This window comes from Duganella rhizosphaerae (assembly GCF_040364205.1).
Classification (GTDB): Bacteria; Pseudomonadota; Gammaproteobacteria; order Burkholderiales; family Burkholderiaceae_D; genus Rugamonas; species Rugamonas rhizosphaerae.
This window is the reverse complement of the sequence record NZ_BPWK01000003.1, coordinates 165,496-184,746: the sequence shown is the minus strand read 5'-3', so window position 1 is coordinate 184,746 and position 19,251 is coordinate 165,496. Positions and strand designations below refer to the sequence as shown.

The window sequence follows — 19,251 nt, the reverse complement described above, 5'->3', positions numbered from 1 at the left end:
GGACAAAAGTGAGGGGTTGGCGTGCTGACGGCGCGGCGGCGCCGACGAAGCGCGATTATACCGCATGCACTTGTTACGACAGTAACAGTTACAGCTTGTCACAGGACGCCGCCTCAGCTGCCCTGGACCAGCTTCTGCAGCGCGTCCGGGTCCTTGATCAGCAGGCGGTGCGACTCCTTCTGGATGATGCCCTGCTGTACCAAGGTCAGCAGCGCGCGCGTGACCGTCTCGCGGCTGGTGTTGATCATGTTGGCGATGTCCTGGTGGGTCGGCAGGTTTTCCACCACGGTGCCGTCCGGGTTTTTCTTCTGCATCAGCACCAGGAAGGAATAGATGCGCTTGGCCGTGTTGTTGATGCTGAGCAGGGCGCGGAATTCCGAGTCGCGCTGGATCTTCTGCGCCAGGTGTTGCAGCATTTGCTTGGCCACCGACGGCGAGTGCGAGAACAGGTGCATCGCCGTGGGCGCCGGCAGGAAGGCCACCAGCGCCTCGCTGGTGGCGACCACCGAGGCCGAGCGGGTGGAATTGTTGATCAGCGCGATTTCGCCGAAGAAGTCGCCCGGCACCAGCAGGCGCAGGCCGATCGCGCGGCCGTCCTCGGTGACGTCGATCACCTGCAGCTGGCCGGCCAGCAGGAACAGCAGGCCGTCGCCGCTGCCGCCCTTGTGCAGCACGACGTCGCGTTTCTGGTAGTGGCGGAAGCGGAAATCGGCCTTGACCCGGATGATCTCCTCGTCCGACAGCTCGGACAGCAGCGGAATCTTGCGCAGGTGCACCTGGATATTGCGCTCTTCGCTGGGCGCGTTGGTGCCCTGCGCCGGCGGCGTCGCGGCGTGGCTGGCCAGCGCCGTATCGGGCGCGGCGGCGGGGAGGGGAGGACTGGTCGACTTCATGCGTGCGTGGGAGTGGAAGGCATCGATAGTGTAGCAGATGGCGCCTGCGGCTCAGACTACAAGGCCGCTCACGGCCCCTGCCATTGCCAGCTCAGCTGCAATTGGCGGTTGTCGTATTGAAACACCGAGATATTCTCGCGGTTGATGACCTGGCGCACTTCCAGTTGCAGGCTGTGGTTTTTGTTGAGCGGATAGCTGACGGTGGCGCGCAGCGTATGGGTGTTCTGGTTGCGCACCACGTCGATGATGCCGGGCGAATACAGCTCGCTGCCGCGCCAGCGCTGCCAGTTGTAGCCCAGGTCGGCGGTCAGCGCATTGTCGAAGCGGTGCCGCCACTGGGCGCCGGCGGCCAAGCCGTGGCGGTTGCCGCCGGGGCGGTCGCCCACCGCGCGGTCCTGCAGCGCGCCGGCGCTGGCGCTGAGCACGCTGTCGCCGTCGCGCCGGCTGAACTGCGCGCGCAGTTCGCCGTTGGTGGCGTCGAAGTTGTCGAGGGTCAGGTATTGCAGCCGGCTCAGGCTGGTGACCAGGTTGAGCTGGACGCCGTAGGGCAGCGGCAGCGGCGGACCGACGCGGGCCTGCAGCTGGACCTGGCGCTGGTAGAGCTGACCGCCCAGCGTGATCAGGCCGACCAGGGTGCTGCCGCGCACGGTCCAGTTGCCGAAGCGCCACGGCGTCTCGGTGCCGGCGAACAGCGACGAGCTGTCGTACTGACGCAGGCTGTCGTTGCGGCGCCCCTGGAACTGCACGAAGCCGATGGTGCCGTTGGGCGTGAGGTCGCGCACGTACTCGCCCGACAGCATGGTGTACTGATCGTGCTTGGGGCGGAATTCCGGCGTCAGCTCTAAGCTGGTGTCGATCTCCTGCGCGCTCAGGCCGGTGCCGCGCCGGTTCGAGCCCTGGTTGACGTTCTGGTCGATGCCGCGGCCGACGGTCAGGCTGTACTGGCTCAGCGGCGTCCAGCTCTGGCAGCCGCCGGCGCGGGCGTCGGCGATCAGCGCGCGCAGGCCGGGCGGCGGCGCGAAGCGCTGTTCGATGATGACGAACAGCCGCTCGGCTTCGTCCAGGTGGCCCAGGCCGCACTGGATCAGCGCCAGGTCCAGCCAGGCGCCGGCGTGCAGCGGTTCCTTGTCGATCACGCGCTGCAGCGCTTCGCTGGCGTCGTTCTTGCGTCCTTCGGCGATCGATTGCAGCGCTTCCTGGTACAGGTCGTTGACGTGCGAGGGCTCGCTCTGATCTTGTTGCTGCGCGGCCGCGTGCGGCGCCAGGCCCAGGCCCAGGCTCAGGCACAGTCCGGCGCCCAGGCGGCGCAGGGCGGCCGGCGCGCGCGCCGGTGGGGCGGCGCGCATCACGCGGCGGACTCCTGGCCGGCGGCCGGGGCGGTGTGGCGGTGTTCCATACTCGGTTCCAGGGTGTAGAGGGTGGTGCGCTGTTCCTTGCCGCGCAGCTGGCGTTCGCCCAGCAGCAGGAACTGGTGGCGCCTGGCGCGGCGCACGGTGCCGGCGCCGATGATGATGTCGTGCGGCAGGTCGCGCGCGGCCTGCTCCAGCCGCGAGGCGGTGTTGACGCTGTCGCCGACGGCGGTGTAGATGCTGCGGAAGGTGGTGCCGAAGTCGCCGGCGAAGGCCAGTCCGCTCTCGATGCCGATGCGCACCCGCAGCGGCGCGCGGCCGTCGCGCTGGCGCTGCGCGCTCAGCTCGGCCACGCGCGCGACGATGGCGGCGGCGGCCTCGAGCGCCAGGTCGGCGTGGTCGGGGTCGGGCAGCGGCGCGCCCCAGAACGCCACCAGGCCGTCGCCGGTGTATTTGTCCAAGGTGCCGCCCTGGTCGATCACCGGTCCGGTCAGGCAGGCCAGGAAGGCGCGCGTCAGTTCGGCCGCCTCGGCCACCGGCAGCGATTCGACGTGGGTGGTGTAGCCCTCCATGTCGGCGATCAGGGTGGTGACGTCGAGCTGGCGCGGCGCCAGCGGGTCGGCGATGTCGCTGCGCAGCAGTTGCGCCACCACGGCCGGCGCCACGTACTGGCGCAGCGTGTCGAGCAGGTGGCGCGAATCGCGCTGGCTCAGCTGCCACTGGTAGGGCACGGCCACCGCCAGCAGGAACAGCGTGCTGGCCAGCGGGCCGGTGGTGGAGAAATCGGGGTCGTGCGGACCGATGGCGTAGGCCAGCAGCAGCCAGGCGGCCGACAGCGCCGCCAGCAGGGCGGCGCTGAGCACGGCCGGCAGGCGCGGCAGCGCGTAGCCGGCCAGCAGCACGCACAGCAGGCCGTAGGCGGCGCCGATCAGCCGGCCCGGCCAGCGCGCCGGCGCCAGCCCCTGTTGTTCATCGAGCAGGGTCGACAGCATGGCCGCCTGCACGCTCAGACCGGGGCGGTTGGCGGCGATCGGCGTGGTGACGCGGTCGCCCAGGCCGAGCGAGGACGAGCCCACCAGCACCAGGCGGCCGCTGGCGCCGGCCGGGGCGATGCGCTGGGCCAGGATGTCGGCCGCCGAGGCCACCGTGTAGGCGTCCCAGTCGCGCCGGTAGGACACGCGCTGGGTCGGGCCGCGCGCCAGCGCGGCGTCGAGGCCGCCGCCGCCGCAGCAATCGACCAGCGCCACGCTCAGGGCCGGATACAGCTTGCCTTCAAAGCTGGTGCGCAGCGGCAGGCGGCGCAGCGTGCCGTCGCGGTCCGGAATGAAGCCGATGTTGCCGACGTGCGGCACGTCGGCCCAGGCCGCCTGGTTGGCGATATAGCCGGTGGCCGGCGTGCCGTCGGCGCGGCCGCGCGGCGCCGGCCGGGCGCCGGCCAGCACGCCCTCGCGCAGCCATTCGGGGCGGTCGCGGCTGTAATCGAAGGCCTGGGCCAGCACCAGCGGTCCGTGGCGCGCCAGCAGGCCCAGGCGCAGGTCGCCCTCGGCGTCGGCCGGGTTGGGCAGCACGATGTCGAGCGCGACGCCGCGCGCGCGGTATTGGGTCAGCAGGGTTTCCACCAGGTCGGCCAGGCGCGCGCGCGGCCACGGCCAGGCGCCCAGCTCGCGCATGCTGGCCTCGTCGATGTCGATCACCAGCACCCGTGGTTCCGGCGCCACGCTGTGGCGCCACTCGATGAACTGGTCGCGCAGCCACTCGTCGGCGAACAGCGAGCCGCCGCCCGGCGCCAGCCATTGCGCCCACAGGGACAAGCCTATCGCCACCGCCGCGATCACGGCGCGAACCAGGCCGGTCGGTAGGGCGGGGGGGCGCCACGCTGGAGGAGGGGAGGTGTCGATCAAGGTGAAAAAATACTGGGAGGAAACGATGGGAATAATCTGACAGTATAGCCGCTCGCGGCCCACGGTGGTGCGGCCGGGCCGGCCTTTTGCTACAAAGTGTAAGTTGAGGGGCGGGAAAAATTGAATTGCGTAAAATGTGATAGCTGTCACGGAAAACTATCCTGAGGGCAGGATAATGACCGAAAAAGGGGAATACCATGTTGCGTCAACTACTGATTCTGGCCGCCATCGCGCTGGCCGCGCCTCTCGCCCAAGCGGCCGAGGCCGGCACCATTATCTTCGTCGCCGGCGACGTCCGGGTGGGCGACCACGCCGCCGTGCTCAACGGGCCGGTCGGCGAGGGCGAGTTGCTCAGCACCGGCAAGGATGGTTCCCTGTACATCAAGACCATCGACAACGGCCTGTTCATCCTGCGTCCGGCCACCAAGGCGCGCATCGCCGCCTACCATGTGGACCGCGCCAACCCGGCCAACACCCGCATCAAGCTCGAATTGCTCAGCGGCGTGGCGCGCAGCCAGTCCGGCGAGGCGGTCAAGGCGGCGCGCCAGAACTTCCGCTTCAACACGCCGGTGGCCGCGATCGGCGTGCGCGGCACCGACTTCACCGTCTTTACCGACCAGGATACCTCGCGCGTGGCCGTCATTTCGGGCGGCATCACGATCAGCGGCTTCACCGGCGCCTGCCGTCCCGACGGCATCGGCCCGTGCGAGGGCGCCAGCAGCCGCGAGCTGTCGGCCACCCAGCGCGGCCAGTTGTTGCAATTTCATCGCGGCCAGGTCGCGCCGCAACTGTTGCAGGATGCCACGCTGGCGCCGGACGTGAGCGCGCCGCCGCGTCCTGAAGAGCCGGCCGGCAAGGCGGCCGGCGGTGGCGGGGTGGCCGGCATGCCGGGGCTGGAGGCGCAAAAAACGGTTGCATTGCAGCAACTAACGCAGAGCACGGCGGGCGGCAAAAACCCGCCGGACGCGAATGGCATCGTCACCGTGCCGCCGGTGACCGAGGTCAGCCCGCCGGTGACCCCGGAGCCCCCGGTCACGCCGACGCCGCCGGTGGTGACGCCGCCGGTGGTGACGCCGCCCGTGGTGGAAACGCCGCCGGTGGTGGTGCCGCCGGCGCCGGTCCTGCCGGAGCGCCAGATCGTCTGGGGCCGTTGGCAGCCGGTGCTGGACCTGCCGGTCAAAGTGAATATGGTGGCTGAACTGGTCAAGGGCACCGAACTGGTCTCCGTCAATGACGATTTCGTGCTGATGCGCACCCAGGGCAAGGATTATCTGATCCCCGAGCGCGGGGCGGTGGGCTTCGAATTGACGCAGAGCGAGGCATATATACATAGCGACAACACGGCGATCCCGGTGGTGGTGGCGAAAGTTGAAAATGGGGTATTGAAGTTTAATTTTGATAATCGAACCTTTGCCACCAGTTTCGATCTAGTTAATAAAACCGAACGGATTGCCCTGCAATCCAAGGGCGACGTCGCCAGCGATGGCCGCTTCTCGGGCGAGAGTCGGTTCAACGCGCCGACCAATATGGCGCTAAATGGCGTGCTCAGCTCGGAAAACGGCGGCACCGCGGCCTATTTGTTTGACGCTCGCCTCAGCGGTAACCGTGCGGTCTACGGCACCACGCTGTGGCGCCAGCAGGCCGTGGTCACCAAGCCGTAGCGCGCCCGTACTGCCCACAATAAGACAGCCCGCAGTCCGGCGCCGAGCCGGATTGCGGGCTGTTTTGTTGTGGCCGCCTGTTTCTGCGGTGATGTAATCCTGCAACAATTGTGCGCTGATTCGCGCTGCGGTCTTTTAATTGGTTCGAATAAAGAGCGTGTTTCCCTTTATTTGAATGCCTAGGTTTGGTCGCCCCGACAAGCTTGCATATTTAAATCCTCCACCGGGTCAAAACACCGTTCGCGCCCCATGGCCGGCGGTGCCAGGGTGGACTGTTCGACATGGCTTGCTTTAGCCGCGATCTTCTCTGATAATGATCCGCCGCATTAATGTTGGTGAATAAACTATCAAGATTCAGAGGATATTGTTCAATTTTGTGACCCGCGTCACATCAAGCGGCCAATACCTTCTGACATTATTCGGTACGTTAGGTTGCAGTGGCGAATTTCCGCAGACTGCAAAATTTAACTTCAATCATATTTTCCATTAGGAGCACTACATGGCTACTCATACTCTCGATCTGCAAAAGCTGTACGTCGCGTACTTCAACCGTCCTGCAGATCCAGGTGGCCTGGCTTTCTACGAAGCCGCCCTGACCGCCGGCACCGCCACCCTGGCCAGTATTGCTGCGTCCTTCGGTCAGTCGACCGAGTACACCAATACCTTTGCTGGCATGAACAGCCTGCAGATCATCGACCAGATCTACCTGAACCTGTTCGGCCGTCACGCTGACAACGGCGGCGCACTGCTGTACTCGGCGCAGCTGGAAAGCCACAACTTCACGCTGGGTCAGATCGTTACCACCATCGCCAACGGCGCTTTGGCTCCAGGTAACCCAGACGGCATCGCTTACCTGAGCAAAGCTGCAGCAGCTGTTGCCTTCACCGACAAACTGGTGGCAACCCCAGGCGGCGTAGTTGCTTACTCCAACGCAGCAGCTGCTGCAGTTGGTAAGTCCTTCATCACCAGCGTGACCGACGCTGCATCGCTGGCTGCCGCTATCGCTCCAACCGCGCTGGCTGCGACCGTCACCAACGTTCAGACCGCTAACAACCCAACCCTGGCTGCTTCGGTTATTGCTCAAGCTGCTTCCGACGCCGCTGCTACCGTTGCTTCGACCAAAGTCGGCGCCGCTGTTGCTGCTTCGCAAGCTGTTACCGATTCGATCAAAGCTGCTGCTGATGCACACACCAAAGAAGCGCTGACCGATGCAACCGCTCTGACCGCTACCGCGACCGACGCTGCTACTGCTTCCGCTACCGCTGCTACCGCCAAGACCGACGCTGCTGCTGCCGTTGTAACCGCACAAGCCGCTGTTGATGCTGCCGCTGCTGCTGGCGACGCTGCTGCCTACGTTGCTGCTCAATCGCAACTGAACCTGGCCAACGCAACCCTGACCTTCGCTACCACCGCTGCGACCAAAGCCGCTGCAACCGCTGCAACCGCTGACGCTGCTGCTAAAGCTGCAGTTGCTGACGACGCCGCTGCTGTTACTGCTGACGCCGCTGTTGCCACCGCAACCACCAAAGCTGCCTCCGCTGCCGCCGACGCTACCGCCGCTGCCGCTGACGCAACCGCCAAGGCTGCTGCTTTCGCTGCTGCTGCTGCCAAGACCCTCGACACCGCAACCGATGACGCAGCTGCTACCACCGCTGTGAACACCGCTAAAGTCGCTACCGCTGCTGCTGCTGACGCTGCTGGTACCGTTGTTGTGCAACAGAGCTCGGCTTCGTACGCTACTGCTTCGGCAACCGCATCGACCGACGCTGCAACCGCTGCAACCGCACACGGCACCGCCGCTGCTGCGATCACTGCTGCAAACTCGATCGCTACCGCTGCTACCGCTGTTAGCGCCGCTGCTGCTGAACTGACCGCCGCCAACACTGCCAAGGCTTCGGCTGACGCAGCTCTGGTCGTTGCCACCAACTACAGCAACGCCGCTAAAGCAACCATCACCACCGCTGATGATGCTGCTGCTGCAACCGCGCTGACCGCTGCTACCGCTGCTGCCGCAACCGCTGCTGCCGCTGTCGTCGCTGCTAACGCTGATGTCGCTGCCGCTGCTCCATTGGCCGCTAACTTCGTTGCCAAGACCATCACGCTGACCACCGGTTCCGATACTGGCACCGCATTCGTCGGTGGCGCAGGCGACGACATCTTCGTCGGCAACAGCGCGACCAACGTCATCGCTCTGACCACCTTCGATTCGATCGATGGCGGCGCGGGCACCAACACGCTGAACGTCACGACCATCGCTGCGATGGACACCACCGCTGCGTTGCAAACCTCGGTAAAGAACATCCAGGTCGCAAACCTGACTTCGGCTGCTACCGTTACCGCTGATACCTCGGCTTGGACCGGCATGACCAATTTGAACGTTGCGTCGGTTGGCGGTACCCTGGCTGCTGGCGTTACCGCTTCGGGCACCACCGCTGTGGTCCTGACTGATGCCAAGCTGAATGGTGGCGTTATTGCTGTTAAAGGTGGTTCGACTGTTAGCGTGACGACCGCTGGCCAAACGGCTGCTGACACGATCACCGTCGGCGCTGGCACTGCAGCAACCGGTAACGTAACCATCGCAGCTACGCTGGCTTCCGGCATCACCGGCACCGGCACCCTGGCTGCTACCACCAAAGGCGGCACCTCGATTTCGATCACCGAATCGGGCGGCACTGCTAGCAATGCTGCAATGAACGCAACCGACGGCGGCGTTTCGGCAACCAAAGCTGGTACCCTGGCTTCCGTGACCCTGAACGGCTACGGCGCAAGCTCGACGATCACCTCGAACGCGCTGACCAGCCTGTCGCTGGCCAACAGCACCACCGCTGCAACCAACGTCACGATCACCAACAGCCTGACCGCAGCTGCAACGGCTCACTCGTCGACCCTGGCTCTGACCGTCAACAACCTGACCGGCGCGACCACCCTGGTTGATACCAACAACGTGTACAGCACGCTGAATGTCACCACCGCTGGTGGCCTGGATGCAAACGGTAACGCGCTGGATTCGACCCTGGCCGCGATCAACGCAACGAACCTGACCACCCTGACCGTCGGCGGCACCAATGCGCTGACCCTGACCGCCGCGCCAGCTTCGCTGACCACCGTTACCGTTACCGGTGCCGCTGGTTTGACGGCCGACCTGTCGGGCGCCAACATGACCGCAATCAGCACTGCGGCAACCACCGGTTCGTCGACCATCACTGCTGATGCATCGAAAGCAACCTTCACCGGCGGCGCTGGCGTTGACAACCTGACTCTGTCGTCGACGACCGTATCCAAAGCTATCACGCTGGGCAACGGCGCTGACAGCCTGACGCTGGCTTCCGGCACCACCGCAGCTACCGCTGCTGTTGATGGCGGCGCTGGTATCGACACCCTGGTAATGGTTGCTGCTGATGCAGTTACCGCTTCGGGTACGGCTACCTTCGCAACCAAAGTTACCGCCTTCGAAGTCCTGAGTCTGACCGGCGCGACCGGCGCACAGGCTGTGGACGTCGCTGCTCTGGGTAACTACACCAAAGTGAGCTCGTCCGCCAGCGCTGGCACCCTGACGCTGAACAACCTGGCTTCGAACGGCACCCTGACCATCACCGGCGACACCGCTGGTACCGGTTATGTTGTTGGCGTGACCAACGCAGCAGCCGGCCTGTCCGACGTGCTGAACCTGTCGCTGAGCAAAGCTGGCCTGCTGACCGCTGGTTCGGTTACCGCCGCTAACGTCGAAACCGTGAACATCACCACGGCTGACACGCAAGCGACCCCAACCAACCCACTGGACACGCTGACCCTGGTGGCTACGTCGGCTACCTCGGTAAAAATCAGCGGTAACGCCGGTCTGGACCTGACCGACACCGGCACTGCTATGACCTCGGTTGACGCCAGCGGCATCACCGCAGGTAGCTTCACCTTCACCTCCGGCGCCCTGGCTGCTGCCGCGACGATCAAAGGTTCGGCTACCGGTACCAACACGGTTGACTTCTCGCTGGCAACCGGTGGCGCAGTCACCTACGTCGGCGGCACCGGCAACGACGCAATCACCGCGTCGAACGGTAAAGCCAACGTCATCACCCTGGGTAACGGTACCAACTCGGTCACCGGCACCACCGGCAACCAGACCATCACCGGCGGTACGGGTGCTGATACGGTCAACCTGACCACTGGTAACAACGTTGTCAACCTGGGCAATGGCGCCAATAGCTTCACCGCGACCACGGGTAACAACACCTACGTCGGCGGCACGGGCGTGGACACCATCTCGGTAGGCGCAGGCGTCAACACCATCACTACCGGCACCGGTGCTGACGTTGTGACCCTGACCACTGCTGGCGCCAACGTCAACACGTTCTCGACCATCACCGACGCACACGCTGGCATGCAGATCGCCTTCACCAACCTGGGTACCGAGACCTTCGTGTCGGCCAAGGTATCGGGTCTGGATGCAAACACCGCAGTGTTCCAGGATTACGCCAACGCTGTTGTTGCTGGCGCAACCCAGGCTGACCACTCGATGAACGGCGCGTTCGGCTGGTTCCAGTTCCATGGCGACACCTACCTGGTGGAAGTTAAGCACACCACCGCCGGTGGTATCAACCAGACCTTCGCTAACGGCGTTGACCAGATCGTCAAGCTGACCGGCCTGGTCGACCTGAGCACCGCTACTGGCGGCACCACCAACATCCTGACCCTGGTTTAATACCTTGGAAAGGCTCACCTCTGCGCATGTCGGCGGGGTGAGGCTGGTGTGACCTAAAACCCCGCAACCTTCCGGTTGCGGGGTTTTTTTTACGATGTCGTCATCTTGACTTGACAGGAAATGCACATGGATTGGACTGCGGGATATGCATCAGATGTGGAATACATTGCCGGCTTTTACAAGGAGCAGAGTCCGCAATGGCTGAATATGGTTTGTGTGCTCAACGGTTTGGAGCCGGTGTCGCTCGACGCCGGATTCACCTATTTTGAATTGGGATTCGGGCGCGGTTTGACGGCCAATCTGCTGGCCGCTGCCCATCCACAGGGGCAGTTTTTTGCCACCGACTTCAATCCGGCCCACGTTGCAGGCGCGCGCGCGCTGGCGGCGGATGGCGGTATCGGCAATCTGACTTTGTTAGAAAGCAGTTTTGCCGAGCTGGCGCAGGGCGCGGTACAGCTGCCGCAGTTGGACTTCATCACCCTGCATGGCATCTACACCTGGGTCACGCCGGAGAATCAGCAGCACATCGTTGATTTCATCGCGCGTTATCTGAAGCCGGGCGGCCTGGTATACCTGAGTTATAACGCGCTGCCAGGCTGGATTGCGGCCTTGCCGATGCAGCGCCTGCTGGTCGAGTATGGCGACGCTCACCCCAACCGCAGCGACATCCAGCTGCGCGGCGCCGCTACCTTCCTGCAAAAATTGTCCGAAGCCGGCGCGAGCTATTTCCATGCCCATCCCTCCAACCAGGCGCGCGTGGACGGCTTGAAGACCAGTAACACCAACTATCTGGTGCACGAGTATATGCACAAACATTGGCAGCCTTTGTACCATGCGGATGTGGCGCGGGCCCTGGGCGGTGCGAAAATGGATTTTGCCGGTGGGGCGGAATTTTCTTGCGCCTACACGCAACTGTTCCTCAACGAGGAAAGAAAGGCGTTGCTCGCGCAAATGCCCGATCCCGCCATGCACGAGACGCTCAAGGATTATTTTCTCAACACGGCGTTCCGCAAGGACGTGTTTGTGCGCGGCGCTCGCAAGATGTCGCCGGCACGTCGTACCGCATGGCTGGCGCAAACCTGCGTGGCGTTGATGGTGGCGCGCGATAAGGTGACTTTCGACATGGTGCTGACAGTCGGTGCGGTAAGTGGCGCGCCTGCAGTGTACGGCCCGCTTTGCGATGCGCTGGCCGTTCGTCCGCACACCTTGGCAGAACTGGCGGCGCTGCCGCAGCTGCAAGGAAGCAGTCTTGAGGATGTGCTGCAGACCGCGGCGCTGCTGACGACCTCCGGCCAGGCCGCCTTGTATCGCGGTGCGCCGGTTGACGCCGCGCCTGCGCGCCGATTCAATCAGGCCATCGCCGCTCATCTCGAGCACGGCGACGACTATAGCGTCATGTGTTCGCCGGTGCTGGGCGGCGGAGTGGCGGTAAGCTACGTCGAGCGACTGGTGTTCGGGTTGCTTGCACAGGGCGGTGACGAGGCCGACATCGACAAGTTGGTGGTCGACGCCTGGTGCATCATGTCGCGGCTGTCGCGGCGGATGGTGAGGGACGGCGTCACCCTGGAGAACGAGCAGCAGAACCTGCAAGAATTGCGTCTGGCGATCGAGCGTATCGTTCGTGATACACTGCCAGACTGGCGTAGTCTGGGCATGATCTAGGCGTAACAAAGGCAAGGAATGTGGCATATTCCTTGCGTTTTGTGGTTTTCTATGCAACTTTAAAGTGTATTTCTCCAAAAAATTGTGATCTGCGTCACAATTCCTCTCGCGTTTCAGCGATAATGTCTCGTCTTTAAATAATTGTGCTGCGGCCATTCGCCGTGCACTTGGCCGCATGGGCGACATTTTTTTTCACCGTCATTCGCGTCTCCTTGCGTTATACCGCCGTTGCTAGTCAGCTAGAACCTATGAAACCACTATTGAATCCGAAGAACGAGATTGAGCAAATCCTGCTCAGTTTCAAGAGCACCTTTTACACCGTCGGCGTTTTCAGCGCGATCACCAATTTGCTGATGCTGGCGCCGTCACTGTACATGCTGCAGGTTTATGATCGCGTGCTGCAAAGCCGCAACGAGATCACCTTGCTGATGTTGACCTTGATGATGCTGGGTGCCTACGTGTTGCTGGGCGCGCTGGAATTGATACGCAGTTTTGTGCTGGTGCGGGTGGGGGCACAGTTCGACATGAAGCTCAACCGTCGCATCTACACCGCCGCCTTTGAGCAGAATCTGAAGCAGGCGGGCGGCAATGCCGGCCAGGCGCTGCAGGATCTGACCTCGCTGCGTCAATTCTTGACCGGCAATGCCTTGTTTGCATTCTTTGACGCGCCGTGGTTCCCGATCTATCTGCTGGTCATCTTCCTGTTTGAGCCAATGCTGGGCCTGTTTGCATTGGGCGGAACCAGCTTGCTGGTGATCCTGGCCGTCATCAATGAACGCGTGACGAAAAAGCCGATGGCCGAGGCCAACGGCATGGCGATTGCGGCTAGTGCGCTTGCCACTAATAATCTGCGTAACGCCGAAGTGATCGAATCCATGGGCATGCTGCCCAACCTGATGGGCCGCTGGTTCAAACTGCATGGCAGATTCTTGCACCTGCAGGCGGAAGCGAGCGAAAAAGCCGGTTTGGTCGGTGCCGTCACCAAGTTCGTGCAAGTTTCCTTGCAATCGCTGGTGCTGGGCTTCGGCGCGTTGTTGGTTCTGGATGGAAAAATTACTTCCGGCATGATGATCGCCGCCTCGATTTTGCTGGGCCGGGCGCTGGCGCCGGTGCAGCAGGTGATTGGTGTTTGGAAATCCTTTAGCAGCACTCGCAGTGCATACGAGCGCTTGCGCGACTTGTTGGAGAAAAATCCGCCGCGCGGCGCAGGGATGCCGCTGCCTAAACCGAGCGGCCATTTGGCGGTCGAGAACGTTATTGCCTCGCCGCCAGGCGTGAAGACCGCGCTATTAAAAAACGTCAATTTTGCCATCATGCCGGGCGACGTGCTGGGCGTGATCGGCCCGAGCGGCTCGGGCAAGTCGACTTTGGCACGCTTGTTAGTCGGTGTCTGGCCCGCCGCAGGGGGCAAGGTACGCCTCGATGGCGCGGATATCTTCAGCTGGAACAAGGCTGAGTTGGGACCGAATATAGGCTATCTGCCGCAGGATATCGAACTGTTTGGCGGCACCATTGTCGACAACATCGCGCGTTTCGGCGAAGTCGATGCGGACAAGGTGGTGCTGGCCGCCAAGCGCGCCGGCGTGCATGAAATGATCTTGCATCTACCCAATGGCTACGACACCATGTTGGGTGATGGCGGCGCCGGTTTGTCCGGTGGACAGCGTCAGCGCCTCGGTCTGGCGCGCGCCATGTACGGCGACCCTTCCCTGATTGTTCTCGACGAACCCAATTCCAATCTGGATGACGTGGGTGAGCAGGCGCTAGTGCGCGCAGTTGCCGATTTGCGTCAGCAAGGTAAGACGATCGTCTTGATCACCCACCGCACCAGTGCAATTGGTGTAACCAATAAATTGTTGCTGCTGCGTGATGGTATGGTCGAGATGTTCGGCCCGACGGACCAGGTGCTGACAGCCTTGCAGCAGCAAAACCAGAAAAATGCGCTGGCACAACAGCAAGCACAGGCCCAGCAGCAGGCACAAGCCCAGGCCCAGCAGCAGGCACAACAGCAAGCCCAGCAACAAGAGCAGAATCAGATGCAGCCGGCTGCCCAAGCGGCAGGCAATGCCACTACGGAGTAAGCATGAATATGAAATTGATAGATACCAAGGCATTGGCAAGCGATGTCATTTCCCATGACGTCGCACCGCTGACGGTCAATACCGATGCCAGCGGCTATAGCCGGCTGGGCTGGATCATCGTCCTGGTCGGGGTGCTTGGAACATTGGGCTGGGCATGTTTCGCGCCGCTGGATAAGGGCGTGCCGTTGTCTGGCACGGTGACTAACGAGGGCAACCGCAAGGCGATTCAGTACCAGATCGGCGGCACCGTCGATGAGATATTGGTCAAGGAAGGTGACATCGTCAAAAAAGGCCAGGTGCTGGTCAAGATGAACAGTGTCGTGGTGGAGTCGCAAGCGGACATTAGCAAGACGCAGCTGATCGCCAATCTCTCGGCGGCGGCGCGACTGCGTGCCGAGCGCGACGGCAAGAGCAGCCTGGTATTCCCTGCGCAGTTGGAAGAGAACAAGGGTGACCCACGGGTGATCGAGAATATCGCCTTGCAGACGCAATTGCTGAATTCGCGGCAAGCCGCGTTGCACAGTGAACTGGCGGCGGCGCAGGAGAGTATTGCCGGCCTGAAGTCGCAGTTGTCCGGCGTTCAATCTGGGCGGGATAGCAAGATTGCACAGGCGCGCATAGTCAAGGAACAATACGACAACTTGAAAGACCTCGAACGCGAGGGCTATGTTGCGCGCAGCAAGGTGCAGGATTACGAGCGCACCTATGTACAGCTCAATGGTTCGATCGCGGAGGACTTGGGCACAATCGGACACATCCAGCGCCAGATGGCCGAACTGACGCTGAAGTTAGCCCAGCGGAACCAGGAATATCAACGCGATGTGCGCATTCAGCTGGCCGATGTGGAAAAGGAAGTGCTGGCCTTGAGTAGCCGGCAGGTCGCCGAAAAATATGCAGTCAATAATGCCGAGGTACGTTCGCCGGTGGACGGCGTGGTAATCGGGATGGCCGTTTTCACGCGCGGCGCTGTAGTGCAGCCAGGCTTCCGGATGATGGACATTGTGCCGGTGGAAGACACTTTGATTGTCGAGGGCCGTCTGGCCGTCAATCTGGTCGACAAGGTACATGCCGGCTTGCCCGTCGAGTTGATGTTCTCCGCGTTTAACAGCAATACCACGCCTCATGTGCCCGGGGTGCTGACGAAAGTGTCGCCCGACCGTTTGACAGACGAACACAATGGCGCGCCGTATTACAGCGTGCAGGTGCGCGTGACGCCCGAAGGCATGAAGATGATGCAGAAGAAGAAACTGCTGGTGCGCGCTGGGATGCCGGTGGAGCTGTTCGTCAAGACCGGCGAACGCACCATGATGAGCTACCTGCTCAAGCCGGTATTTGATCGCGCCAAGACCTCGATGACGGAGGAATGAAATGACGATGCGTACACCACGTCTGAAACCGGCGGCGCTGCTCGCGGCGCTGTTGGGTGCCGGCGCCATGCTGCACGGCGCCAGCGCGTCCGCCTTGGGCTTGATGGAAGCTTATAACGCCGCGTTGAAAAACGATACGGTCTTCCGTGCGGCCTACTATGCGAATGAGGGCGGCAAGGAAAACAAGGTGCTGGGTTTGTCGGGCTTGCTCCCGAGTATTTCGGCCAGTTTTTCCGACAGTAAGAATCGTACCGATATTTCCCAAGATGGTAGGTCGATACACCCGATTTACTACAGCCGCTCCTCCAACATACAGGTGCGCCAAACCTTGTTCAACCTGGATGCGTGGGCGCGCTATAAGGAAGGTCAGCTGCAGACCGACTACAGCGGCGCCGTCTATCTGAGCGAACAGCAGCAAGTGGCGCTGCGCGTAGTCGGTGCCTATATCGAGGCGCTGTTCAAGGAAGATCAGCTGGCGCTGGCGCGGATCGAGCGCGATACCTATATCGAACGGATGAAGGTCAACGACCTGATGTTCACCAAGGGCGAGGGCACCCGCACAGATATGCTGGAAACCCGCGCCCGCCTCGACGTCGCGGAAGCGGCCTTGCTGGAGGCCCAGGATAATCTGGCCGCCACCCGCACCAGCCTGGCCGCCATCATCGGCGGCGACGTCGGTGAGTTGGAAAAAATGGCACCCGACTTCCGTGGCAGCTCGGACGACACGCTGAGCTTTGACGCCTGGAAGCGGGTGGCGATGGAGCGCAACCCCGATCTGAAAGCCAAGCAGCTTGCCGTCGACATCAACCAGCAAGAGGTCAACAAGTCGCGCGCGGGCCACGCTCCGCGACTCGATCTGGTGGGTACCTACGGTAAGAGTACCTCGGACTCGACTAGCACCATCGACCAGACTATCACTTCGCGTAGCGTCGGTTTCCAGCTGAACATTCCGCTATATTCGGGTGGCGCGGTCAATGCGGGCACCAGGCAGGCCGTGGCCAATCGCGAAAAAGCCAAGGCCGACCTGCAAACGGAAACGGACAAGGCGATGCTGGAGTTGCGCAAGGATTACGATTCCGTGGTCAGCAGCGTCTCGCGCATCGACGCGCTGATGAAGGCAGTCGAATCGGGACGCTTGCTGGTCAAGGCGACCGAGCAGAGCATCAAAGGCGGCGTGCGCATTAATCTGGATTTGCTGGACGCACAGCGGCAATTGAGCGCCACCGAGCGAGATCTGGCACAGGCACGCTACACTTATGTGCTGGCGCAGATGAAACTGCGGGCGGCGGCCGGTACATTGTCGGCCGACGATGTGCGCGCGATGGCTGCGTATTTCCGTTGAACGGAGCGCATTCACGATGAAAGGGGCGCGATGGAACCGGAACTCGAAGTAACCGTCAACGGCACCAGCTACCGGGTGGCCGATTTAAATGACGAAGCCCGCAGCCAGGTAGGCAATCTGCAGTTTGTCGAAGGAGAGATCGCTCGCTTGAACGCCAAGCTCGCGGTCTATCTGACGGCCAAGATGGCCTACGAGAACGCGTTGCGCGACGCCTTGCCGCGCTCACTGCAGTGACTGGTCGAGGATGTCAGCCGAGGCTGGCCAGCGACGCTTTCAGTGCTTGGCCATAGGCGGTCCGCGCCGTCTGCATGATGGCCAGGTCGCGCTGCAGTTCGGCGATGCGCTGCTCGGTCGCCTGGTACATTTGCAGTTGCGCCTTCGATTCCGCAGACAGTGCGCTTAACAGGTATTCCTTGCCATCCATATTGATGGTTTGTTGGTTGTCCATTGAACTGGTTTCCTTTCTGTGGCGGGACCGGTCAGCCAAGGCGGGGTGGCTGACCAGATTTTTCATGGCATTGTTGAATCCTGCAGCAAATTGGCCGACGTCGGTGTAGGCCGACTTTGCCAGGCGCTGGCGCAACGTCGCGCGCAACAGAGCACGGCGCTCGGTGTCCGCAGCCAGTGCTACCGCCTTCTCGATATATTGTTCCGTTGTGCGCGCACGCAGGTCATCTAGGCCGACCGCATGCAGGTGGCTGGCGCCGACCCGCAATTGCACCGCGTCGCCTTCCAGCGTCACCGCCGGTACACCCATGTGTAAAGATTCCAGCATGCCGATGCCGCCGGTCTTAGGGTAACAGTCGAGCAACACGTCTATCCTGTTGTACGCTTTCATGTGCTCGCGACGTGGGGCTTTCTCGCACCAGAATTCGATGCGCCCCCGTTCGATGCCGTAGTGGCCAAAGGCCTCCAGAATATTGCTTTGCAGCGGAGCGCTGGCGTACTCAGGGCGCAGGAACGCCAGATGCGCTCCCGAGCTCCGGTGCAGGATGGCGGACCACATCGCCACTGTGCCAAGGTTGTACTTGCTAGGATCGACACCCACGCCAAAGGTCGCATACTTGTTTTGCTGCGACGGCAGGGTGCTCGCCAGGGGAAAGTCCGGCATGGCGCCAAAGCAGGCAAAAGCCCCCGGCAGGGCTAGCGTCGCATTCAGGCAACCGACGCCGTCAGCGGCCAGCACCTCGTCAACAATCATGTAGTCCAGCGCCGGCAGGCCGCAGGTGTTGGGTTGCCCGGTCCACGATAGCTGGAGCGGCGCCACGCGCCACGCCATGGCGCCCAGCCGCGTCGATGGCGCCTGCAGTCCGTTAAGATCAATCAGGATGTCGCAGCTCATTTGGGCCAGCTTGTCGGCAACGCTGCGGTTGTTGCCTTGTGCAATGACGATCACCTGTTCGAACAGACCGGTAAAAGAATCGTCGGTGACCACGCCTGCACCGTGCTCGATGAAGGCAAGACATACCTCGAACAGGCTGCGGTCAAGGCGCTCGACTATGGGCTTCAGCACCCGCTGCGCTTCCGCGATGTCCGACAGCACGTAGAAGCCGATGCGCAGACGGCCATCGCGATTGCGCTGGCGTTCGGCAATCTGGCGGGTAGCGTCGGACAAGGGATGGGCCTGGGCCTCTTGCATCATGTGCGCCCCCCACCTGCTTTGCAGTGCGAGGAATTTTGTCAGGCTGTCGGCGGAGAATACCCGGTTGCGCATGCTCAGGCTGGCGATATAGCCTGGCAGCTGGCCTGGAGGCACTTGCGCCAGCAAAGTGAAGACGTCACCCAGGCGGTCGAACCGCGCATAGTCGGCCTGCCTGACGGTGGCCTGGCAGTAGGCGCCAAGCAGCTCCAGCGGAACCGGGCGCTCTCCGATTTGCTGGGCCACGCGATACGCTTGAGCGACGTTGCCCAGATTGTCATAGATGCCAAGCAGCAGATACAGCGGACGCACGTCGGCCGGCGCCATGGAGCAAGCGGATTGCGCCCAGCGCTCCGCCTCGCCTAAACGTCCCAGATTATTGAAGACCATCGCCAGCGTTATACAGGCCTGTAGCGCGTTGGTGCGGTCGGCACCGGTGGTCAGCGGTTCAAGCACGGGCAGCGATTCTGCCAGCCGGCCTTCGGAGATCAGTGTCATTGCCCGAGCCAACTGGCCGCGCGCATCGGTTTTCATCATCACGGTGCTGTGAACTTTCATTGCTGTTGGGCCGGCACGATGCCGGGCGCATGCCGCAGCTATCGACGGCCTTACTTTACCATGCAGCGCCGTGTGGTGGGGCATGGCCGCGCTTACTGGAGA

General features: G+C 62.5%; 11 protein-coding genes. 7 read left to right on the top strand and 4 right to left on the bottom strand.

Annotated features, from left to right (window positions below):
• Nucleotides 1–113 precede the first annotated feature (113 nt).
• The 3 genes from RUGAMON1_RS08085 to RUGAMON1_RS08075 form a co-directional block, all read right to left on the bottom strand.
• Nucleotides 114–893 (bottom strand): Crp/Fnr family transcriptional regulator, encoded by a 780-nt coding sequence (locus tag RUGAMON1_RS08085; protein WP_445230024.1) that lies wholly within the window; start codon nt 891–893, stop codon nt 114–116.
• A 68-nt stretch (nt 894–961) separates the two neighbouring features.
• A complete protein-coding gene (locus RUGAMON1_RS08080) occupies nt 962–2,239 on the bottom strand; it encodes a tetratricopeptide repeat protein (protein ID WP_445230335.1) in 1,278 nt (425 codons plus the stop codon).
• Nucleotides 2,239–4,143: a CHASE2 domain-containing protein gene (locus RUGAMON1_RS08075; RefSeq protein WP_445230023.1), complete on the bottom strand. Its 1,905-nt coding sequence runs from the start codon at nt 4,141–4,143 to the stop codon at nt 2,239–2,241. Before RUGAMON1_RS08075 ends, RUGAMON1_RS08080 begins: the two co-directional genes overlap by 1 nt.
• Nucleotides 4,144–4,340: 197 nt before the next feature.
• Here RUGAMON1_RS08075 and RUGAMON1_RS08070 point away from each other — a divergent pair, with 197 nt between their 5' ends.
• The 7 genes from RUGAMON1_RS08070 (at nt 4,341) to RUGAMON1_RS08040 (ending at nt 17,186) form a co-directional block, all read left to right on the top strand.
• Nucleotides 4,341–5,804 (top strand): FecR family protein, encoded by a 1,464-nt coding sequence (locus RUGAMON1_RS08070; RefSeq protein WP_445230022.1) that lies wholly within the window; start codon nt 4,341–4,343, stop codon nt 5,802–5,804.
• A gap of 499 nt (nt 5,805–6,303) precedes the next feature.
• Nucleotides 6,304–10,500 carry a hypothetical protein gene (locus RUGAMON1_RS08065; RefSeq protein WP_445230021.1) on the top strand — a complete coding sequence of 1,399 codons (4,197 nt, stop codon included), beginning with the start codon at nt 6,304–6,306 and terminating at the stop codon, nt 10,498–10,500.
• Nucleotides 10,501–10,626: 126 nt separating this feature from the next.
• Nucleotides 10,627–12,162 carry a class I SAM-dependent methyltransferase gene (locus RUGAMON1_RS08060; RefSeq protein WP_445230020.1) on the top strand — a complete coding sequence of 512 codons (1,536 nt, stop codon included), beginning with the start codon at nt 10,627–10,629 and terminating at the stop codon, nt 12,160–12,162.
• Between the two features lie 248 nt (nt 12,163–12,410).
• Complete coding sequence (locus RUGAMON1_RS08055) at nt 12,411–14,243, top strand: type I secretion system permease/ATPase (protein WP_445230019.1); 1,833 nt, start codon at nt 12,411–12,413, stop codon at nt 14,241–14,243.
• Between the two features lie 2 nt (nt 14,244–14,245).
• Nucleotides 14,246–15,610, top strand: coding sequence for an HlyD family type I secretion periplasmic adaptor subunit (locus tag RUGAMON1_RS08050; protein ID WP_445230018.1), 1,365 nt, complete (start codon nt 14,246–14,248; stop codon nt 15,608–15,610).
• Between the two features lie 7 nt (nt 15,611–15,617).
• Nucleotides 15,618–16,952 (top strand): TolC family outer membrane protein, encoded by a 1,335-nt coding sequence (locus tag RUGAMON1_RS08045; protein ID WP_445230017.1) that lies wholly within the window; start codon nt 15,618–15,620, stop codon nt 16,950–16,952.
• 30 nt (nt 16,953–16,982) lie between these two features.
• The gene (locus tag RUGAMON1_RS08040) at nt 16,983–17,186 is read left to right on the top strand and encodes a DUF6447 family protein (RefSeq protein WP_445230016.1); all 204 of its coding nucleotides are present in this window, start codon (nt 16,983–16,985) and stop codon (nt 17,184–17,186) included.
• Nucleotides 17,187–17,199: 13 nt separating this feature from the next.
• Here the strand turns inward: RUGAMON1_RS08040 and RUGAMON1_RS08035 are convergent, their stop codons facing one another.
• On the bottom strand, nt 17,200–19,149 hold the full coding sequence (locus RUGAMON1_RS08035) for an O-linked N-acetylglucosamine transferase family protein (RefSeq protein ID WP_445230015.1): 1,950 nt from the start codon (nt 19,147–19,149) through the stop codon (nt 17,200–17,202).
• Between the last annotated feature and the right edge of the window lie 102 nt (nt 19,150–19,251).